Raw genomic sequence first — 20,983 nt, 5'->3', positions numbered from 1 at the left:
GGTCCTCAGCCGATGCGATCGACGAGTTCGCCCCGCACACCGAATAATTCGGCGCGCCAGCGTTCGAGCAGTTCGCCGGTGTCGATATCGTCAGGATGGAAGCCCGGCCGCATGTACGGCCGCATCTCCAGCAGCAGGCCCTTCACGATCGGGCCGCGCACCAGTTTCACCGTCTGCCGGGCCACCTTGATCGGCCGCCAGCTACGCGGATCGCTCAGGATGGAGGCGAACACCCCGAGTCCGACGACCGGAATGGTGAGGGCGTAACTGCCCGCCATCAGCCCGATGCGCAGCACTTCCGAACCGCCGGTGGCGCGATAGACGTCGAAGGCGACGGACTTGTGCTCGAGCTCCTCGAAGGCGTGCCAGTTCAACAGGTTCAGCACTTCGGGATCTCCCGGCAGAGCCTGGATCTCCGGCGTTCCGAGCACCCGGTGCGCCAGCGTCGCGGTGTAGTGCTCGGCCAGCGCGGTGACGGCCAGATGCACCTGCCGCGGCACCATGTTCTCGACCGCGATGAGCGCGCGTTCGCGCCGCGCCCCGGGATCGAAGGTGAAGACCCGCACGATCGGGAAGCCGAGCCGGATGAGCTGCTCATTGAGCACGCGATGCTGTTGCCCGTGTACGGCTTCCTGCCCGATGAATCCGGCCACCCGCTTCTTGAGCACGGGATCGGTGATCTCACCGGAGAATTTGCGCACCGAGCGAATGAAGGATTCCTCGCCGGGCGGGAAGACCGCCGAGAGCACGGCGATCAGATGGGTGAGCGGGATATCGCCCTCGGCGAAGAGGTGCGTCATCGGTTCGGGCTGGCCGAACCGGAATCGCATGCGCCGGACCTTGGGGTAGGGGGTGAGGGACTTGGCGTCCTGACCGATCGTCATTGGCCGGTCCTTTCTCAGATGGAGTTGTGTTTACTTCAGGTGGTCGACGAGTACGCCGTCATCGCCGAAAAGCTCTGTCTGCCAGTGCTTCAGCAGGGCGGTGGTGTCGATGTCGTCGGGATGGAAACCGGGCCGCATGTACTTGGCCAGCTCGACCATGAGGCCGCGGAAGATGGGGCCGCGGAACAGGTCGTACGCCTCACGGGCGACCCGCACCGGCTGCCGGCGGGCGACCGGATCGCGGACGAGTGCGTACGCCAGACTGCCGAAGGTGAACGGCAGCGTGAAGGCGTACAGCCCGGCCATCACGCCGATGCGCACGCCCTCGGTGCCGCCCGCCGCGCGGAAGGCGTCGAAGGCCACCGATTTGTGTTCCAGCTCTTCGAGCGCATGCCAGTTGAGCAGGTTCCAGAACTCGGGTTCGGCTGGGATGGACTGGATCTCGTCGCTGGAGAGTACGCGTTCGGCCAGCACGGCGGTGTAGTGCTCGGCCGCCGCGGTGGCGGCCAGATGCACCAGAGCTGAGAAGCGCTCCTCGATGGCGAGCATGCGGGCGTGCGCCTGCTCGGTATCGATCCATTCGATGGGATAACCCATTTCGACGAGTTTGCGATTGAGCTGCCGATGCTCCTGGCCGTGTGTGGCCTCCTGGCCGACAAAGCCGGCGATGCGCTTCTTCAGCAGTGGATCGGTGATGCGGTCGGCCACGCGGCGAACCGAGCGGATGAAGGATTCCTCACCGGGCGGGAATCCGCCGGAGAGTCCGGCGACGAAGTGGCTGAAGACCATATCGCCGTCGACGAAGTACTTATCGTTCGAATCGTGTTGGTCGAAGCGGAATTTGATCCGCCTGGCCTTCGGATAGGTGCCTGCTACGGGGGCAAGTGTCATCTCGACCATCCTTGGTGCAACACGGAGTACCTAGTACTGAGTGTTCGATGTGATGTTAGTGTAGGATTGTCCCAGACAGCTAGCAAGGGGGGTGCCGTAACGGATCGAATTAGAATCTTCCGCATGGCTTCCGATCCGCCGCGCGATCCCCTGCCCGAGATCCCGCGCGGTCCGGCGGCCGTGCTCAAAGGCGCGGGCATGCTCAAAGGCGATGCCAGACATGACCGCTGGCATACACATCGCGCGCTGGTGCGCGCCGAACTCATCGAGGCCACCATTCGCGCCATCGACGCGCACGGGCCGGATCTGTCCATCGACGATGTGGTGAAAACGGCCGGTATACCTCGCCCCAAGCTGTACCGATTCTTCGGCGACAAGGTGGAACTGCTCGCCGCGGTGAGCGGGCGGGTGCAGGAACTGATCGTGGAGCGGGTGACGCCGCTGTTCGATCCCGCCGCCTCGGCACGCGAGGCGATTCGCATCGCGCTGACCGCCTATATCGATCTGGTTTCCGAGCGGCCCAACCTGTTTCGGTTCATTGTCAGCTCGCACGTGGTGGCGGCGTTCGGGGCCGCGCGACTGATCGAGGACGGGCGGCCGCTCTCCGACGCCGTCGCCGAATTCCTGTCCGGGGTGCTGCGCCTGCGCGGTGCGAACGGGGAACACACCCAGTTCGTGGTGGACGCGCTACTGGGCGCGGTCGGGCTCGGCGTGCTGCGCTGGCTCAACGATCCGGTCATCGACGGTAAGGAATTGGCCGAACAGCTCACCCATTTCGCCTGGGGCGCACTGTCTTCCACGGCCGAGTCACGCGGATTGATCCTGGATCCGGACGCGCCGCTGCTCAGCTGAGATCCGCTGGTCAGCTGACGAAGCGCTCCACCATGCGGCGTTCGCTCGCGGCATCGGCGAGCGGCCAGCACAGCAGGGACAGCACCACCCGCACAATCCATTGCGCCGCTTCGTCATCGGGCGCGATACCGGTCAGCACGGTCGCGATCCGCCCCAGTTCCGGTGAGGTGGCGAAGACCTCGTCGGTGCCGCCCGCGCGGTCCGCGAACCAGCGCGCCATCGCCGGATCCGAGCGCACCGCCGTCACCGAGGCGAGAATGGCCTCCACGATGCGGCGCGAACCCTCGTAGCGCCGCACCGCCGCCGCGACCCGTTCGGCCACCACCACGGCGGAATTCGCCATCACCGCGTCGATCAGCGCGGGCTTACCCTTGAAATGCCGGTACAGGGTGGCCCGGGAACAACCTGCGGCCGCCGCCACATCATCCACGCCGACCCGGTCGAAACCCTTGGCCAGGAACAATTCCCGCGCGACCGCGACGATCCGATCACTGGCGAGCGAGCGGCGGACACCGCCCGCCAGCCAATCCACCCGGGGTTCGGCCGCCATCTCAGCCCCGCGATCCATCGGCGGCCCCGGCCATTTCCCGGCGCACGGTGGTGGTGATCTGCGAGGTGGTCAGAATCATCGCGACCAGGAAGTCGATGAGCCGGGCGCGCTCGATATCCAGATCGCCGCGCAGCCATTCCGATACCAACTCCAGTCCGCCGTGCGAGATGGTGCGGGCGGCGAGTTCGGCGTCGATGCCGGTGACGGCGTCCGCGCCCAGCAGCTCACGGCCCTGATCCAGCATGATGCCGCCCACGATGGCGACGAATTCGGCGCGGCGGCGGCGCAATTCACCGGTGGTCTGCAAATCGATGAAGATGGCGCGGCGCACCGGATGGTCCGCGACCGCGGCGATTCCGGCCTCCACGACCGCGCGCAGGCGCACCCGGGCATCCGCGGGTTCGGTGGCGATGACGGCGACCAATTCGGCCATGACGGCGGCGAGTTCGATCTCCATGACCTCGAACAGCAATTGGTCGGTATCGGCGTAGCTCTCGTAGAAGTAGCGGTCGTTCAGACCCGCGCGAGCGCACAGCGCCCGCACCTTGAGCCCGGACAGGCCCTGCTCGGCAATGGTCGCCAGGGCGGCCTCGCGCAATTTCCCGCGCCGCTGCCGCATGCGCTCCTCGGCGCTGAGTCCGGCGTATCGCCCGCGATCCGCTACCACGTGCCGCACCGCCCGTCCGAAATTCTTGACAATTTTGGTGAAGCCTATCACCAAACGTACTGGTGACAGGCTCGGCCCGGCCCGATACCACCCCTGAGCAGGTCTGAGTGCATGAGAGATTTTCTCTCGAGTCTTGTCACAATCGGCCGTCTGGTGGAGACTATTGCCAGATATCTGGTGAGGAAGTTCACCAGAATTGCGAAGGAGCTGCCCGATGACGCGCACTCGACCGTCCACCATTCCGACCCGGCACCCCGTGCACCCGGCCGCGGTGCCGGTACTGGGCCCGGTCGCCAAGCTGATGCGAATGCGGCCGCCGGACGATGCGGAGTGGACGGCCATGGGCGAGGCCCTGACCATCGGCGACCGGCCCATGGACGAGCTGGTCGAGTGGATGTACACGGCCGGAATGGGCAAGGTGCGGCCGCTCTTCGATCGGGCGCTGGAGCACGGTATCGACAATGTCCCGGACGCACCGGAACCGTTGCGCGCCTTCTTCACCCAGGTGGAGAACCCGCCCGCATGGGTGGACTGGAAGCGAATCGAACTGGGCGAGCGCATCTTCCAGGCCGCTGGACTCGACGGCATCTATCTCGCGCGCGATGTGCCGTTCCTCGGCGGATTCGTCGCCTCCGGCATCAACCGCACGCTGCTGCTCACCAATACCGGTAAGAGCGGTGCCACCGGCGGCGGCCAGCGCTTCGCCGAAACCATGAAATGGGCGCTGGACGTCATCTCGGACGGCGGAATGCGGCCCGGCGGCAAGGGTTTTCGCTCCACCCTGCACGTGCGGCTGATCCACACCTTCGTACGGCGGCACGTCGCGAAACTGCCGGAGTGGAATGCCGAGGAATGGGGCGTGCCGGTCAATCAGACCGATATGGCCGTCACCATGCTGGGCGCGCTCTACGCGCCCGCGCTCACCGGGATGATGATGGGCAATGTCTTCACACCCAGGGAACTCGACGCCATCGTGCACCTCACCCGCTATGTCGGCTGGGTTATGGGAATCGAGGAACGGTACCTGCCCAATGGGTTCCTGGACGCCACCAAACAGCTCTACCACTATCTGAGCGTCCTCACCGCGCCCGACGACAGCAGTATGGAATTGGCCCGGCCCATGGCCGAGGACCCGCTGACCTGGCACTACTCCACACTTCCGGCACTGCGCCGCAGAATCGCCTGGGCACAGCATCTTTCGATCAGCACGGCCTTCCTGGGGCGGGGCCGGATGCGGCAGCTCGGCCTGCCCGGCTATATGCCGCCCTGGTATCCGGTGGCGAAGTTCCCGGTCAATGTGGCGCGCTCCGGCGTCGGCATGCTGGTGCCCGGCTGGCGCGCTCGGCAGGCCCGCGCGGGGCTGCGCGCGCAGCAGTCGTTCATCAAGGTCCTGATCGGTCCGAAGGAGCAGGGGACGATCGGCGGGTCGGTCAACTACATAGGTCACGCGGCCTGAATCGCGGGCGCGGGCGCGCGCTGGCAGTATCACCAGCGCGCCCCGCGCGAAGTTAACCGCCCATCGAAGGAAATGCGTCAATGAGCCTGCCGCCCATCCTGTCCGAACGTCTGCGGCTGCCCGCCGTCGCGTCCCCCATGTTCATCGTCTCCGGGCCGGAGCTCGTGATCGCGCAATCCCGTGCGGGCGTGGTGGGTTCGTTCCCATCGCTGAACGCCCGGCCGCAGGCGCAGTTCCGCGAATGGTTGATCCAGATCAACGAGGCGCTCGCCAAACATGACGCGGAACATCCGGAGCAGCCGTCCGCGCCGTACGCGGTGAATCTGATCGTGCACAAGAGCAATGACCGGCTGGAGGAGGACCTGGCCACGGTCGTCGAATTCCAGGTGCCGATCGTCATCACCTCGCTCGGCGCGCGTCCGGATGTGAACGAGGCCGTGCACTCCTACGGTGGCATCGTGCTGCACGATGTGATCAATGACGTGTTCGCGCACAAGGCGGTTGAACGCGGCGCGGACGGCCTCATCGCCGTCGCCGCCGGTGCGGGCGGGCATGCGGGCGCGCAATCGCCGTTCGCGCTCATCCAGGAGATTCGGGCCTGGTTCGACGGGCCGCTGCTGCTCTCGGGAGCCATCGCGCACGGCCGGTCCATCCTCGCGGCCCAGGCGGCGGGCGCGGATCTGGCGTACATCGGCTCCGCCTTCATCGCCACCGAGGAGGCCAATGCCGTCGACGGCTACAAGCAGATGATCGCCGACTCCTCGGCCTCGGACATCGTGTACTCCAACCTGTTCACCGGTGTGCACGGAAACTACCTGCGCCCCAGCATCACCGCCGCCGGCCTGGATCCGGACAACCTCGGCCAGGCCGATCCGTCCGCCATGGACTTCGGCACCGGCGACTCCCCCACCATCGGGCCCAAGCCGTGGCGCGATATCTGGGGTTCGGGCCAGGGCATCGCCGCCGTCGACGCCGTGGTGCCCACCGCCGACCTGGTGGATCGCCTGGCTCGCGAATACGCCGACGCGAAAACCCGTCTGGCTCAGCTGTAATAGTTCGCCGAGCCCCCCTTTCCAAGGGGGCTCGGCGGGTATCAGCTTTCCGCAGGTGCCGTGTCGTTGATCGCGATGATCGGGAGCCGCAGCGCGGCGGGGGCGGTCGGGGGGACCATCGGGTTGTGTGGCGTGATCGGGGTGAGGCGTTCGTAGGGCGCACCGAGGGCCGGGCGCGGGTCGGGCTGACCCTTGTTGGGCCACAGCGATGTTGCGCGTTCGGCCTGGGCGGTGATGGTGAGGGAGGGGTTCACGCCGAGGTTGGCGGAAATGGTGGAGCCGTCGATGATGTGCAGGCCCGGATGGCCGTAGAGGCGGTGGTAGGGGTCGACCACGCCGGTGTCGGGGGAATCGCCGATGGCGCAGCCGCCGAGGAAGTGGCCGGTCATGGGGATATTGAAAATGCTGCTGGTGGCCGAACCCGTGGGGAAGCCATTGATTTTGGCCGCGACGCGGTGCGCGACCTCATGGCCGGAGGGGACCCAGGTGGGGTTGGGGTCGCCCTCGCCCTGGGTGGTGGTCATGCGGCGGCCGAAGAGGCCGCGCTTGGTGACCGTGGTGATCGAATTGTCCACCGATTGCATGACCAGCAGGCCGATCATCTCCTCGGACCAGTGGCGCGGGTTGTGCATTTTCGCGAGATCGCGCCGGTTCCTGGCCAATTCGCGGAGCCAGCGCCGACCGCGCGGCGGTTCGCCGCTGACCATGGCGGTGGTCATCAGGGCCAGGACATTACTGCCCCTGCCATAGCGGACCGGTTCGATATGGGTGTCCGGGTCGGGGTGGATGGAGGAGGTGATCGCCACGCCCTTGGTGAAGTCGTTATCGCGGTCCCGGCTCCGAACGGACAGCAGCTCTTCGGAATTGGTGCGGGACAGATATCCGAGCCGGGGCGAGATATTCGGCAGTGAGCCACGATCGCGCAGACGGTGCAGCAGCCGCTGGGTGCCGAGCGAGGCGGCCGCGAAAATCACCTGCTCGGCGGTGAATTCGCGCCGCTGTTTGCGAATTCGCCGCCCGGTGCGCACCGTCTCGATGGCATAGCCGCCGCCCGACAGCGGGCGCACATCGGTCACCGTGGTGAGCGGATGCACTGTGGCACCGGCCTTTTCGGCCAGGTAGAGATAGTTCTTGACCAGGGTGTTCTTGGCATTGTGGCGGCACCCGGTCATGCACTCACCGCAGTGCGTGCAGGTGCGACGGTCCGGGCCGACGCCGCCGAAGAATGGATCCGGCACGTCCTCCCCCGGACGCCGACCGGGTCCGCCGAAGAAGACGCCGACGGGTGTGCGCTGATAGGTGTCGCCGATGCCCATATCGTCGGCGACCTCGCGCAAAACCCGGTCCGCGGGCGTGGTGGCCGGATTGGTCGTCACGCCCAGCATGCGTTTGGCCTGGTCGTAGTGCGGAGCGAGTTCGGCCTTCCAGTCGGTGATATGCCCCCACTGGCGATCGGCGTAGAACTTGTCCGGCGGCTGGTAGAGCGTATTGGCGTACACCAGCGAACCACCGCCGACGCCCGCACCGCTCATGATGAAGGTGTCCTTGAGCAGGGTCAGGCGCTGAATTCCGAAGCAGCCCAGCGCGGGAGCCCACAGGAACTGCCGCGCGCGCCAGGAGGTCTTGGCGAATTCGTGGTCCTCGAACCGCCGCCCGGCCTCCAGCACGCCGACGCGATACCCCTTCTCGGTCAGGCGCAGGGCGCTGACACTGCCGCCGAAACCGGAGCCGATGACAATCACGTCGTAGTCGAAGCGCATGCCGGAAACGCTACGACCAGCGGCGATGCGAGCGAGAATGCGCGGCGGCCAAGAAATCCACAGTTTCGGACATACTTGGGGTATGAGCACGCTCGAGGAGCCGGAGGTCCGCACCTGGAATTTTCCGCGCGGCACCGCCAGCGTCGCGGTCATGGCCGAGTTCGCGGCCGAGCACGGGGTGCCGCTCGCGCGCATGCTGGCCGATACCGGGGTGAGCGTGGCACAGCTCGGCGATCCGGAGGCGCAGGTCTCCGCCGAGGCCGAACTCGCGGTGGTGCGCAATCTGGTGCGCGAGGTCACCGATGTGCCCGCGCTGGGCGTCGAGGTCGGGCGGCGCTACCGGATCAGCACCTTCGGCATCTTCGGGTACGCGTGCGTCACCAGTCCCACACTGCGCGAAGCGATTTCGCTGGCGCTGCGCTACTACCGGCTCGGTTTCGCGTTCTGCACGCCGATCGTGGAATCGCGCCCGCACGAGGTGATCACCTGGATTCACCACGACACCGTCCCGGCGGATGTGCAGCGGTTCCTGGTGGAGCGGGATATCGTCGCCATGCACCGGGTGATGAGTGATCTGCTGGGCGCGCGCGTCGATTTCAGCAGCGCCGAATTCTGCTATCCCGCAACCGATCAGGTCGATCGGATGGCCGCGCTTTTCGGGGTGCGCCCGCGTTTCGATCGCGCGCACACCATTTTCGGCATCGATCCGGATCTGCTGACTCGCCCGCTCCCCCAGGCCAATCAACCCACCTGGGCGGTATGTGTGGCGCAGTGCCGGGAACTGCTGCACCGGCGCAGCGCCCGCACCGGAATCGCCGGCGAGGTTCGCGATCGACTGCTGCCCGGTTCGGGCACAACGGGTTTCAGCACACCGCCCAGCCTGGACGCGGTGGCCCGCGATCTCAATCTCAGCACCCGCACGCTGCGCCGCCACCTGGTGGCCGCGGGCACGTCGTATCGCGCGCTACTGGACGAGGTGCGGCAGGCGCTCGCGGAGGAAATGCTCACCGCCACACCGCTATCCGTCGACGACATAGCGATTCGGCTCGGCTATGCCGAAGCGACGCCGTTCATCCACGCGTTCAAACGCTGGACCGGCACCACCCCGGCCGCGCATCGCCGCGCCCACCGCCGCGATTGAGCCCGTCCATCACCGCGATCGCTTGGATCGGCCCGCCGGATACCTGATCGGCGGCCGAACCCACGCATCCGGAATCACCGCGATTTCAACACTGGTTCGCAACCGTTCCCAGCCTCATAGTGCAGGTCTGCGGCCCAGCGGGGGTCCACCCGCAGTGTGTTTCTGGAGGCAAGTCGTGACAAGTTCTCATCCCGCGCCGGAGTCATCCGGCGCCCGATCGTCGTGGTTGGACGCCCTCGGGCGGCTCGGCGCCGACTGGTGGTCCGTGATCGTGGCGGGCGTGGCCACCGTGCTCGCCATTTTCGATGCCCTGCCCAAGATTCCGTGGTGACGGCATGAGCGATACGGCGATCACCGCGAACACCACCTCCGACGAATTCGATGAGACCACCGATAACGGGCCGCTCACGCTGAACCGGCTGCTGTCCTATCTGCCCGGCATCGCGCTGCTCATCGGCGTCGGCGTGCTCGGCAAGTACGCGCAGATCTGGTGGAATTCCCTTGCCAAACACCAGCATTGGACCGTGCCCGATATCGAGTACGTGCTGTGGGCCATTCTGATCGGCTTGCTCATCACCAATACCATTGGGCTGCATCGCATTTTCCGGCCGGGCGTGGGCACCTACGAATTCTGGCTGAAGATCGGCATCGTGGCGCTGGGCTCGCGCTTCCTGCTCGGCGATGTGGCGAAGCTGGGCGGCACCAGCTTCCTGCAGATCCTGGTCGATATGACGGTCTCGGGGGCCATCATCCTGCTGGTGGCGCGGCTGCTGGGGCTGTCCGGCAAGCTGGGGTCGCTGTTGGCCATCGGCACCGCCATCTGCGGGGTATCCGCGATCATCGCCGGTAAGGGTGCGATCCGGGCGCGCAATTCCGATGTCAGCTATGCCATCGCCGCGATTCTGGCGCTCGGCGCGGTCGCGCTGTTCGCGCTGCCGCCGCTGGGTCACGCCATGGGGCTGACCGATCACGAGTTCGGGCTGTGGGCCGGTCTGGCCGTTGACAATACGGCCGAGACCACCGCCACCGGCTACCTGTACTCCGATACCGCGGGCAAGGTCGCGGTGCTGGTGAAGTCCACCCGCAACGCGCTCATCGGCTTCGTGGTGCTGGGCTTCGCGGCCTACTGGGCCTCGCGCGGCCAGGCCGACGCCATCGCCCCCGGCGTGCGCGCCAAGGCCGCGTTCGTCTGGGAGAAGTTCCCCAAGTTCGTGCTCGGCTTCCTGGCGGTGTCCGCGGTGGCGACCGCGCACTGGCTGACCAAGCAGCAGACCACGAACCTGGCCAATCTGTCGCGCTGGGCGTTCCTGCTCACCTTCGCGGGCGTCGGGCTGAATGTGAATATTCGCGAACTGGCGCGGACCGGTTGGCGGCCACTGGTGGTCGCCATCGTCGGACTCGTCACCGTCGCGGTGGTCTCACTCGGCCTGGTGCTGTTCACTTCTCGCGTGTTGCATTGGAGCGTCGGGGTCTGACGCGGTTACGCGCCGCGCTTCAGGACTGTCGCGCCGGATTCGGCGAAGCGGTCCGCCAGGAAACTCAGCGCCGGTCGCGCGAAAGACAGTGCGCCGGTGATGTGTTCACGCCTGGGCATGGACAGCATGGTGACATCGACACCGAGCGATTTCCACTGCTCGGCCAATCGGACAGCCTGCGGATAGGGAATGATCTGCTCGGCGGTGCCGCCCGCCACCAGCACCGGCGTCGCGGGGGCGATCGCGCCGAGCTTGTTCTCCAGCAGGCGCGCTCGCACCTCGGGCACCTCGAACGGCATCCGGTAGCAGTAGGTGGAGACCTTCGTCGGCACGACCAGACCCAGGCCGATACCGGCGACCGCGGCGGGAATCGCGTGCGTGCGGCGCAGGATGGCGGCCAGCGCACGGCCCGCGGGCTTGAGGTATTGCAGCACATCGAGTTCCGGGTACGCGGCGTCGAGTCCGAGCACGCCGTAGAACAGCAGGAAGGCGTACGGGGTGCCGTCCAGGAACTTGATCATGTCGACCAGATCGGCCGGGGCGGAGCCGACCACGCCGCCGGCGAGCGGCAGATCCGGGGCATAGGAGGGCTGCAATTGCAGCGCCCAGCCCGCGGCGCAACCGCCCTCGGAGTAGCCGTAGATGCCCAGCGGGCCATTCGGATCCAGGCCCGCGGCGGTGAGGCGGCGGGCGGCGCGCATGCTGTCCAGTACGGCCGGGCCCAGCGAGTGGCCCATGACGTACGGGTGCGTGCCCGGATTGCCGAGTCCCGGATAGTCGGTGATGGCCAGCGCCCAGCCGCGCCGCAGCGCCGCGGTGATGAAGAGCGATTCGTATTCCAGGCCGAAGCGGAACTGCCAGGAGGCGGCGGCGACCTTGTTGGCCAGGCCCTGGGTGCCGACGGCATAGCCGATCAGCGGTCGTGAGCCCGGACCGCGCCATGGTTCGCGCGGAACCAGCACGGTGCCGGTGACCTGCGTCGGATCGCCGGATCGGGTGGTGGTGGTGTACTCGATTCGCCAGGCGCGGGCGGGCAGTCGCACCCCGGGCAGCAGGTACGCCGTCATCGGCTCCGCCGCCAGCACTCGCCCGGGACCCAGCCCGTCGTATGCCTCGGTGGAGCCTCCGGCACCGACCGCCGCCTCGTCGAAGCGGTTGGTGAACGCAGTCATCGTCGCCTGCCTTTCGAACACAAACACACGCTATGTAGTTGTCGCACAATCGAATCCGAACGTTTATCACTGTCCGGGACAGTGCGGCATTCCGCCCACGATACCGAAAATGGGACGAAGTGACAGGTTATGAACCAACACCTCCCACTCGGTGGGACGGAAGAGGACTCGGGGCCGCCCGCGAAATACCCGCGCGGCCAGGCACGTTGCCCGCACTGTGACCACACCCCTGCGCATACTGCTGATCTCGGGCAGCACCCGGGACAGTTCCACCAATACCGCCGCGCTGCGCACCATCGCGGCCGGGGCCTCGGCCGATTTCGTGACGACGCTCTACGACGGGCTGGTGCACCTGCCCCAGTTCATCCCCGGCGATGACCCCGCCCCCGCGACCGTCGAGGCCCTGCGCAAGCAGCTCGGCGATGCCGACGCGGTGCTCATCTGCACGCCCGAGTACGCGGGCATGATTCCCGGCAGTCTCAAGAACCTGCTCGAATGGACGGTCGGCACCGGCGATCTGGTGGACAAACCGGTGGCGTGGATCAATGTGGCCTATCCCGGCCGCGGCGACGCGGCGATCGAAACCCTGCGCACCGTACTGGGTTACGTGAGCGCCGATATCGCCGAACCGGCATCCGGGCGGATCACCGTGGTGCGCGAACAGTTGGGTCCGGACGGATTGGTGGCCGCACCCGAGGTGCGCGAACGCCTCGACGCGGTGCTGCCCGCCTTGGCGGCGTACATCCGCGCGAAAGCGGCCTGAGCCGCGAAAAGCGCTCCATCGCAAGCGGTATGACGGCGGCTCCCTTAACCGGGGGGCCGCCTTTTTCATACCCCCGGTGGGTATGAAATGAATCACGGATCTCACCATTCCCTCAGCATACCCCCCATGGGTATACAAGAACGCATCGAACCTTCGAAGGAGTGAGACCGTGTCCATCGCTACTCAGGCGCCACCGTCCTCGCGACGGTGGGCCGCCCTCGCCCTCATCGCCCTGGCCCAGTTCATGGTCATCATGGACACCTCGATCATCGGCGTCGCGCTGCCGGAAATGCAGGGCGCGCTGGGGTTTTCGCAGGAGAACCTGAGCTGGGTGTTCAATGCCTACGTGGTGGTCTTCGGCGGACTGCTACTGCTCGGCGGCAAACTGTCCGACATTCTCGGCGCACGCCGGATATTCCAGACCGGCTGGGCGATCCTCGGCCTCGGATCACTGCTGGCGGGCCTGGCCACCTCCGCCACGGTCGAACTGATCGGGCGCGGTATCCAGGGTGCGGGCGCGGCGCTCATCGCGCCCTCGGCACTGACCCTGCTCATGATGCTGTTCGGGTCAAACCCCCGGGAGCTGACCAAAGCGTTCGCGGTGTACGGCGCGGCAGCGCCCGCGGGCGGCACGGCGGGCGTCTTCCTCGGCGGGCTGATTACCGAATACGCCTCGTGGCCTTGGGTTTTCTACATCAATATCCCGCTGGCGGTACTGGCGCTGATCGCGGCTCCCGCCCTGGTTCCCGGTGGTGCTCTGGCTCCGCACGGTTCGGTCGATCTGCTCGGCGCGCTCACCGCCACCCTGGGACTCGGCGCGGCGGTGTTCGCCGTGGTCCGCGCACCGGAGGCGGGCTGGCTCTCCGGAGCCACCTGGGGAGTGCTCGCGCTGGCCGCGGTGCTGCTGATCGCGTTCCTGGCCATTCAGATTCGCCGTAGCGAACCGCTCATGCCGCTGTCGGTGTTCCGGTCCCCGAACCTGGGTGCGGCCAATCTGGCGCAATTGCTGCTCGGTGCGGCGTGGGTGCCCATGTGGTTCTTCCTGAACCTGTATCTGCAACAGGTGCTCGGATATTCGGCGTTCCCGTCGGGTGCGGCGCTGCTGCCGATGACCGCGCTCATCATGGCGGGCATGGTGGCGCTGTCACCGAAGTTGTTCGCGCGCTTCGGCGCTCGCACCATGATCGTCACCGGACTACTGATTCTGGCCGCCGGTCTGGTGTGGCTGTCCTTCGTGCGCGCGGACGGGAACTTCCTGGTGGATGTGCTGCCGGGTTCGCTGATCGCGGCGCTGGGCATGTCACTGGCCTTCGTGCCGTCGCTGCAAACCGCCATCTCGGCCGCGCCGCCGGAAGAGGGCGGGCTGGCCTCGGGCATCGTGAACACCGGTTATCAGATCGGTTCGGCGCTGGGCCTGGCCGCGGTGACGGCGATCGCCTCGGCCGCCGGAGCCGAAAAGCTCGGCGACACACTGGCTCTCACCGACGGTTTCGCGGCTGCGTTCCGCGCGGCCGCGGTCATCGCCGCCGTGGCGGCCCTGGCGGCGGTACTCACCTTCCGCCGCGCGGCGCGGTAACCGAACACACCGCGGTGGCGAGTCTGCTCGCCGCCGCGGTATCGCGTTGATCGCGCCCCGAGCGGACCGCGGTCAGTCCTTCTTGGCGAGACCGCCGTACGCGCCGGAACGTTCCGGATTCTCGCCGATATCGGCGGGATCCTCCGGACGCCACAGCGGCAGCTGCACCAGGCCGGGCTCGAGCAGGGTCCAGTCGCCGAAGTAGGCGGCGATCTCGTCCCGGCCGCGCAGCGTGATCTCGGTCGAGGTGCGGCCGGAGAGCTTCTGCGCGTCCAGCACCTCCTGCGGCTGACCGTCCGCGGTGGCGTGGGTGATGGCGACATAGCTGCCGGGTACGCAGGCATCCAGCAGTTTCGCCACGGCCGCGGCGGGATCGGACTCGTCGGGAACGAAATGCAGTACACCGAGCAGCAATACGGCGATCGGACGCTCGAAGTCCAGCAGGCGCCGCACATCCGGACTCGACAGGATCGAATCAGCCTGCGCCACATCGGCATGGATGACGGCGGTGAGCGGGTTGCCGTCCAGGATGGCCTGGCTGTGCGCGACGGCCACCGGATCGATATCGACGTAGACCACCCGGGCCTGCGGGTTCCGGGCCTGCGCCACCTCGTGCACATTGCCGACGGTGGGGATGCCCGAACCCAGATCGAGGAACTGGTCGATGCCCGCATCGGTCAGCAGGCGCACCGCGCGGCGCAGCAGATCGCGGTTGGCGCGCATGGTCTCGGCGACGTTCGGGGTGAACTTCTCGATCATCTGCGCGAGTTCGCGGTCGATCTCGAAATTGTGCATACCGCCGACGAAGTAGTCGTATACGCGGGAGGCGCTGGGGCGATCGAGATCGATACCCTCCGGTGCCCAACTCGGTCTGGTCATCGATTCCTAGCCCCTCTCGAACCTGCTACCAATCGTGAAGCGCCGCAATGGTATATCACCGGCGGCCACGGGGCCGGGGTTCGCGGGAGCGGAGCTGCGGGGCTACCATCGACCCTCATGGCGTCGGATCCCGGGGGTGGGCCGGAGCAGGGTGGCCCGCACGCCGAACTGGTCGATCAGTGGGTGGCCGCGCTCGACAGCGGAGCCCGCGATCACGTCGTGCCCATGAGCCGCGACGAGACCATCGCACTGCTCGCCCGGCTGGCCGGGCAGGTCGATGCCGCCGCGCGCAATGGCGAGCCCGCCGAACGGGTGGCCGAACTCGGCGCGGAACTGGCGCGGGCGCACTTCGTCGGGGATGAGGTGCTGGGCCGCTGCGTCTCGGTGCTCGACGCGTATTTCGCTCAGCAGAACGCGATTCCGGCCACGCGTGCCGCAGAGTTGCTGGGCGCCTTCACAACCGGCTATGTTCGCGCCTTCCGGCGCTGGCTGCTCACCGAGCAGGAAAGCGTGCGGGTGGCGGAGATGACCGCGCGATTACACATGCAGGAACAACTGCGAGCCAGTGAGGCGCGATTCCGGGCGGTGTTCGCGCAGGCCGGAATTGGCACCGGATTGTCTGATATGACCGGACGCATCATCGAAGTGAACGCCGCTTTCGCGAATATGCTCGGCTACACCCCCGCCGAGATGTGCGCCCTCGAAGTCACCGATCTCAGCCATCCCGACGATGATCCGGAGATGTGGCCGCTGTACGCGTCGGTGCTACGCGGGGATGTGGACAACGCGCAGTTGGAGAAGGCGTATCCGCACCGGGACGGGCGCACCGTGTGGACCAATATCAATGTCTCGCTGATTCGCGATGATCACGGTCAGCCGCAGTACACGCTCATTCTGGTGGAGGACATCTCCGAGCGGCGCGCGCTGCGCGAGCGATTGCACTATCGCGCCCACCACGATCAGCTGACCGGGCTGGCCAATCGCTCCCGCTTCTTCGACGCGCTCACCGCCGCCTTCACCGATCCGGATAGCCGGGTCGGGCTCTGCTATGTGGATCTGGACCATTTCAAGGCCGTCAACGACACCTTCGGGCACGCGGTCGGCGATGAACTGCTGGTGCAGGCCGCCGCGCGGCTGGACGCCTGCGCGGACGGCTTCGGGCAGCTGGTCGCCCGGATCGGCGGTGACGAATTCGTGGTGCTGGTGCCGAACTCCACCGCCGAGGTGGATGAGATCGCGCGCTGTGTACGCCGCGCCTTCACCCATCCGTTCGAGGTGCAGGGGCATCGGCTCACCGTCACCGCCAGCGTCGGCATCGCCGAGGAGTACGCGGCGCACACGACAGCCGACGACCTGCTGCAGGCCGCGGACTACTCGATGTACTGGGCCAAGGCGGCGGGACGTAGACGACGCCGAACCGATACCGCCGCAGGCTGATTCGGCGCAGCGCTAGAGGGCGTGGATGTCGGCCAGCACCTGGAAGGCGACGTCGGCGGCATCGGTGAGGGCGCGGATCTCGCCGGCGGTGGCGTCGTGCAGGGCCGGATCCTCCAGAGCCAGACCGTTTCCGAAGATCACGACGTTCGCGCCGAGGTCGGCCAGGACCAGCAGGGGTTTGGTGGCGACGCCCTTGCCCACCAGCAGGTCCAGACCCTCGCCGACGAAGTAGAAGCGCCACAGCGGGCCGAGATCGGCGTTGTAGACCTCTTTGGTGCGGTCCACGATGACATCGCCCGCACCCGCGATGGCGGCGACGATCTTGAAGTAGTCGGGGGCGTTCTCGGGGCGGGTGCCGATCGCGGCGATGGAGTACGACAGGTCCACCGCGAGATGCGCGCTGTAGCCGGACATGGCCACCCGCGCCCCGGACAGCTCGCACCGCGCCGCCTGCGCGAAGTAACGCGCCCAATGGGATTCGACCGCGCCGCCGGTGAACTCGGCATGCAGGTTGTTCAGGTAGCGGCTCAGTAGCTCGAGGCTGATGGCGTGCGCGTAATCGCGGTCCTGGAAGGCGGTGGGATCCTCCTGCAGGGGCATGACCGCGACCTGTTCGACGCCGTCCAGGCCGATGCCGAACAGTCCCCGGCGATCCTTGTGCGCGGTGAGGATCTCGGTGATCTCATGATTGCGGCGCACGGCGGTCTCCAACCGCTGCAACGCATCCCCGGTCAGGTCTGAAGTGTCCGATAGTCGGCCGATTGTCCCGATTTCATCGGCGGAGAGCGGCGTTCCGCAGAATGCCGGTGCCACCTCCGTCGCACCGGCCACCGACGTTCCGGAAAAGGCCAGCACGGCAGCGGTAGTCGTCAGAAGAAGCCCGATCCGGGCGGAAGTCCACACGGCCAGAAAGTGTACGGACCGGTCTGACTACCTGCCCGGTACGCGCCGCCGTGCCAATCCCCCTTGGCACGAAAACGGCCCGCGCGCAGCGCACGCGGGCCGAGCTTCCCCGTTATCCCGAGACGACGAAGCGTTACTCCGTGACGTCGGGGAAGGCTTGCTGGCGGTAGCCGCCGCGCAGGGTGCCTTCGACGTACGCGGTCTTGCAGGCGCGGCGGGCGATCTTGCCGCTGGAGGTACGCGGAATGGAACCGGCCGGGACGAGCAGCAGATCGCGGACGGTGACGCCGTGCCGTTTGGCGATGGCGGTGCGCACCGCTTCGGCGATGGGCTCCGGTTCGAGTTTGGCCGCGCCGGTGCCGCGTTCGGCCACTATCACCAACTGCTCGGCATTGTCGCCGGGATCCAGGGTGAGCTTCACCCCGTTCGGCGTGGCCGCCTCGACCGGCATCTGATTCGCCGAAACCGAGAATGCCGCAACGAATCCCGGGCGCAGCGCGGTACTGGACTCCTGCGCGGAGTACTCCAGATCCTGCGGATAGTGATTGCGCCCGTCCACGATCACCAGATCCTTGACGCGGCCGGTGATGTAGAGCTCGCCGTCCAGGTACGCACCGAAGTCGCCGGTGCGCATCCAATCCGCGTCGTCATCCGCGCCCTCGGCGTGACTGCCTTGCGGCTGACGGACTTTCAGGCGATTGCGGAAGGTGGCCTCGGATTCCTCGGGGCGACCCCAGTAGCCGATGCCCATATTCTTGCCGTGCAGCCAGATCTCGCCGACCTCGCCCTCCGGCTTCTCCGCACCGGTCTCCGGATCGACGATCACCGCCCACTGCGACAGCGCCACATAACCGCAAGACACCTGGGACACAGCGTTTTCCGCGTCCGGGCTGACCTCGGTCATGCGCCCGGCATTGAGTTCGGTGCGGTCCACGTAGACCACTCGCGCCTCATCCTCGCGCCTGGTGGCCGAGACGAACAGCGTCGCCTCCGCCATGCCGTAGCAGGGCTTGATCGCGGTCTTGGGCAGACCGTACGGCTCGAAGGCGTCGTTGAACTTCTTCATCGACGTCACCGACACCGGTTCGCTGCCGTTGATCAGGCCGATCACATTGGAGAGGTCGAGTTCCTCACCCGGCTTGGGCAGACCGCGCGCCGCGGCATGCTCGAACGCGAAATTCGGTGCGGCGGCGAAGATCTCGGCGCCGTCCTCCTGCGCGGCCAGTTCCTTGATCCAGCGGTACGGCCGGCGCACGAAGGCGCTGGGCGACATGATGGTGATGAACTTGCCGCCGATGGTCGGCAGGATGACCGTCAACAGGCCCATATCGTGGAACAGCGGTAACCAGGTGACGCCGCGCGCTTTCTCGGTGATACCAACGGTATTGATCACCTGCAGCAGGTTGGTGCCGACCGCGCGGTGCGTGATCTCCACACCGGCGGGCGTGCGGGTGGAACCGGAGGTGTACTGCAGGTACGCGATGCTGTCGATATTGATGTCCGGGCGCACCCAGGCGGAACCGACGCTGTCCGGAATCGCTTCCACCGCAATGATGCGCGGCCGTTTCGGCGCGGGCAGATCCCGGAAGATCTCGCGCACACCGGGTGCCGAGGGACCGATCGTCAGGATGGCCGCGGGCTGACAGTCGTCGAGCACCGCGTGCAACCGATCCGAATGACCCTGCTCATCCGGGTCGAACAACGGCACCGCGATACAACCCGCGTAGACCGCCGCGTACATGGCGACGATGTAGTCCAACCCCTGCGGCGCCAGGATGGCGACTCGATCGCCCGGCTGCGTCACCTGCTGCAACCGGGCTGCCACCGCACGCAACCGGACACCGAACTCGTTCCAGGTCAGCTCGAAATACTCACCGTCGCGTTCGCGGGAGTAGTCGACATAGCGGTAGGCGAGCTCATCCCCTTGCGCCGCAGAGTGCTTGTCGACCAGGTCGATCATGGTCTGGTTGCTCGGCATCTGAATATTGCCGCGTTCGTCCAGATAGTCATCAATGGTCTCGCCGATCATTCCCTATCCTTTTTCAACTCACAGAAATGACTGTGCAGTGACACCGAACAAGAATCGACACCGAAGCCCGAGAAGTAGCTGGGGCTGGGGAAGACTAGCAGGTGTCCATGATGCACGTCACTCAGTACCGGCCGAAGGCCAGGGCTACGTTGTGGCCGCCGAAACCGAACGAGTTGTTCAGCGCGTACTCGTAGGTACCGGAGCGCGCCGAACCGGCGACCACGTCAAGGTCGATTTCCGGGTCCAGATTGTCCAAATTCAAGGTGGGCGGGATGATTCCGTCGCGCACGCTGAGCACGGTGAGCACCGATTCGAGCGCACCCACGGCACCGATGGAATGGCCCAGCGCGGACTTCGGCGCGTAGACAGCTGCGTGGTTGCCGACGGCCTGATAGATGGCGTTCGCCTCGGCCGTATCGCCGATCGGGGTGGCGGTGGCGTGCGCATTGATATGCGAGACATCGGATTTGGAGATACCGGCGTGTTCCATGGCGCGACTCATGGCGCGGGCGGCCCCGGTGCCCTCCGGATCGGGTGCGACGAGGTGGAAACCGTCGGATGTGATGCCCGCGCCCATGATTCGGGCGTGGATCTTCGCGCCGCGGGCCAGCGCGTGCTCCTCGGTTTCGATGATCATGAGCGCACCCGCCTCACCGAAGACGAAACCGTCGCGGTCGCGGTCGAAGGGGCGTGAGGCGGCCTTCGGATCATGGTTGCGGGTGCTCATGGCGCGCATCATGGAGAAGCCCGCGATGGGGAGCGCCTGGATGGAACCTTCCACGCCGCCGGTGATCATCATGTCGGCATCGCCCATGACGATCTTCTGCCAGGCGTTCGCGATCGCCTCCGAACCGGACGAACAAGCCGAAACAGGCGTTGTCACACCGGCCCTCGCGCCCAGCTCCACACTGACCACGGCCGCCGGACCGTTCGGCATGATGGTCTGCACGGTCAGGGGCGAGACCTTGCGGTAGCCGCCGCTGGAAAGTTTGTCGCGCGCGATGATCAGCATTTCCGCACCGCCCAGACCGGTGCCGATGGCCACACCGAGGCGATCGCCGTCCACCTCCGGACTGCCCGCGTTGCGCCAGACCTCGCGGCCCAGCACCAGCGCCATCTGCTCGACATACGAGGTGCGGCGGCATTCCTCACGTTCGAGGACCGAGGTCGGCGACACCTTCAGATGTCCGCCGATGCGCACGGGCAGGCCGAAATCGTCGAGGAAGCTGTCCTCGAGAACGTCGATCCCGCTCTCGCCGTTGAGTAGGCCCTTCCAGGTCGAATCGACGTCACCGGCAATGGAGGTGGTGGCCGCCAAGCTGGTGACCACGACGTTCGGGAACTTCCTTTTGGGCGTCTGCATGATCGTTCACTCTCCGTAGCAATGCTCCGGCGAACCAGATTTCGATCCGCGTGGGCTGTCAAGGACTGGTAGCAACTAGCGAACGCACCCGGCCGGTTGACACTTCGGCGGGGGATGAAGCCAATCTCCGGCG

At 66.6% G+C, this 20,983-nt stretch carries 18 protein-coding genes and 1 pseudogene; 9 read left to right on the top strand and 10 right to left on the bottom strand.

Annotated elements, in window-relative coordinates:
• Positions 1-5: 5 nt before the first annotated feature.
• Complete coding sequence (locus AB0L82_RS00510) at positions 6-884, bottom strand: metal-dependent hydrolase (RefSeq protein WP_364628814.1); 879 nt, start codon at positions 882-884, stop codon at positions 6-8.
• A 30-nt stretch (positions 885-914) separates the two neighbouring features.
• Positions 915-1,775, bottom strand: a complete 861-nt coding sequence (locus tag AB0L82_RS00505; protein WP_364628811.1) for a metal-dependent hydrolase — start codon at positions 1,773-1,775, stop codon at positions 915-917.
• Between the two features lie 198 nt (positions 1,776-1,973).
• Between AB0L82_RS00505 and AB0L82_RS00500 the strand changes: the two genes are divergently transcribed.
• Entirely contained in the window at positions 1,974-2,627 is a 654-nt protein-coding gene (locus AB0L82_RS00500) for a TetR/AcrR family transcriptional regulator (RefSeq protein ID WP_364632701.1), read from the top strand.
• Between the two features lie 10 nt (positions 2,628-2,637).
• On the opposite strand, the gene AB0L82_RS00495 is transcribed toward AB0L82_RS00500, so the two are convergent.
• Together AB0L82_RS00495 and AB0L82_RS00490 are read right to left on the bottom strand one after the other, a co-directional pair.
• The gene (locus tag AB0L82_RS00495) at positions 2,638-3,177 is read right to left on the bottom strand and encodes a helix-turn-helix domain-containing protein (protein WP_364628809.1); all 540 of its coding nucleotides are present in this window, start codon (positions 3,175-3,177) and stop codon (positions 2,638-2,640) included.
• 1 nt (position 3,178) lies between these two features.
• Entirely contained in the window at positions 3,179-3,844 is a 666-nt protein-coding gene (locus AB0L82_RS00490) for a TetR/AcrR family transcriptional regulator (protein WP_364628806.1), read from the bottom strand.
• Between the two features lie 214 nt (positions 3,845-4,058).
• Here AB0L82_RS00490 and AB0L82_RS00485 point away from each other — a divergent pair, with 214 nt between their 5' ends.
• Positions 4,059-5,300, top strand: coding sequence for an oxygenase MpaB family protein (locus tag AB0L82_RS00485; RefSeq protein WP_364628804.1), 1,242 nt, complete (start codon positions 4,059-4,061; stop codon positions 5,298-5,300).
• An 80-nt stretch (positions 5,301-5,380) separates the two neighbouring features.
• Positions 5,381-6,352 (top strand): nitronate monooxygenase family protein, encoded by a 972-nt coding sequence (locus AB0L82_RS00480; protein WP_364628801.1) that lies wholly within the window; start codon positions 5,381-5,383, stop codon positions 6,350-6,352.
• A 41-nt stretch (positions 6,353-6,393) separates the two neighbouring features.
• Here the strand turns inward: AB0L82_RS00480 and AB0L82_RS00475 are convergent, their stop codons facing one another.
• Entirely contained in the window at positions 6,394-8,112 is a 1,719-nt protein-coding gene (locus AB0L82_RS00475; protein ID WP_364628799.1) for a GMC family oxidoreductase, read from the bottom strand.
• 82 nt (positions 8,113-8,194) lie between these two features.
• Here AB0L82_RS00475 and AB0L82_RS00470 point away from each other — a divergent pair, with 82 nt between their 5' ends.
• From AB0L82_RS00470 to AB0L82_RS00460, 3 genes and pseudogenes are all read left to right on the top strand, one after another.
• Positions 8,195-9,253 carry an AraC family transcriptional regulator gene (locus tag AB0L82_RS00470; protein WP_364628797.1) on the top strand — a complete coding sequence of 353 codons (1,059 nt, stop codon included), beginning with the start codon at positions 8,195-8,197 and terminating at the stop codon, positions 9,251-9,253.
• A gap of 175 nt (positions 9,254-9,428) precedes the next feature.
• The gene (locus AB0L82_RS00465; protein WP_364628794.1) at positions 9,429-9,584 is read left to right on the top strand and encodes a hypothetical protein; all 156 of its coding nucleotides are present in this window, start codon (positions 9,429-9,431) and stop codon (positions 9,582-9,584) included.
• Between the two features lie 97 nt (positions 9,585-9,681).
• Positions 9,682-10,728: pseudogene (locus tag AB0L82_RS00460) on the top strand (YeiH family protein); the annotation flags it as partial.
• Between the two features lie 5 nt (positions 10,729-10,733).
• On the opposite strand, the gene AB0L82_RS00455 reads toward AB0L82_RS00460, so the two are convergent.
• A complete protein-coding gene (locus AB0L82_RS00455; RefSeq protein WP_364628792.1) occupies positions 10,734-11,900 on the bottom strand; it encodes a lipase family protein in 1,167 nt (388 codons plus the stop codon).
• A 217-nt stretch (positions 11,901-12,117) separates the two neighbouring features.
• Between AB0L82_RS00455 and AB0L82_RS00450 the strand changes: the two genes are divergently transcribed.
• The gene (locus tag AB0L82_RS00450; protein ID WP_364628789.1) at positions 12,118-12,663 is read left to right on the top strand and encodes an NADPH-dependent FMN reductase; all 546 of its coding nucleotides are present in this window, start codon (positions 12,118-12,120) and stop codon (positions 12,661-12,663) included.
• 175 nt (positions 12,664-12,838) lie between these two features.
• Positions 12,839-14,239: an MFS transporter gene (locus tag AB0L82_RS00445; RefSeq protein ID WP_364632699.1), complete on the top strand. Its 1,401-nt coding sequence runs from the start codon at positions 12,839-12,841 to the stop codon at positions 14,237-14,239.
• A 72-nt stretch (positions 14,240-14,311) separates the two neighbouring features.
• Here the strand turns inward: AB0L82_RS00445 and AB0L82_RS00440 are convergent, their stop codons facing one another.
• Positions 14,312-15,118, bottom strand: a complete 807-nt coding sequence (locus AB0L82_RS00440; protein WP_364628786.1) for an SAM-dependent methyltransferase — start codon at positions 15,116-15,118, stop codon at positions 14,312-14,314.
• Positions 15,119-15,235: 117 nt separating this feature from the next.
• On the opposite strand from AB0L82_RS00440, the gene AB0L82_RS00435 reads away from it, so the two are divergent.
• Positions 15,236-16,555 (top strand): diguanylate cyclase, encoded by a 1,320-nt coding sequence (locus tag AB0L82_RS00435; RefSeq protein ID WP_364628783.1) that lies wholly within the window; start codon positions 15,236-15,238, stop codon positions 16,553-16,555.
• Positions 16,556-16,567: 12 nt separating this feature from the next.
• Here the strand turns inward: AB0L82_RS00435 and AB0L82_RS00430 are convergent, their stop codons facing one another.
• From AB0L82_RS00430 to AB0L82_RS00420, 3 genes are all read right to left on the bottom strand, one after another.
• Positions 16,568-17,386 (bottom strand): DUF5995 family protein, encoded by an 819-nt coding sequence (locus tag AB0L82_RS00430; protein ID WP_364628780.1) that lies wholly within the window; start codon positions 17,384-17,386, stop codon positions 16,568-16,570.
• A gap of 205 nt (positions 17,387-17,591) precedes the next feature.
• Positions 17,592-19,487: a long-chain-fatty-acid--AMP ligase FadD32 gene (fadD32, locus tag AB0L82_RS00425; RefSeq protein ID WP_364628777.1), complete on the bottom strand. Its 1,896-nt coding sequence runs from the start codon at positions 19,485-19,487 to the stop codon at positions 17,592-17,594.
• A 121-nt stretch (positions 19,488-19,608) separates the two neighbouring features.
• Positions 19,609-20,850, bottom strand: a complete 1,242-nt coding sequence (locus AB0L82_RS00420) for a KasA/KasB family beta-ketoacyl-ACP synthase (RefSeq protein ID WP_364628774.1) — start codon at positions 20,848-20,850, stop codon at positions 19,609-19,611.
• Positions 20,851-20,983 lie beyond the last annotated feature (133 nt).

It is taken from the genome of Nocardia sp. NPDC052001 (assembly GCF_040680615.1).
In the GTDB taxonomy this organism is placed as follows: domain Bacteria; phylum Actinomycetota; class Actinomycetes; order Mycobacteriales; family Mycobacteriaceae; genus Nocardia.
The sequence above is the reverse complement of the archived record's forward strand: the minus strand, read 5'-3'. Positions and strand labels throughout refer to the sequence as shown.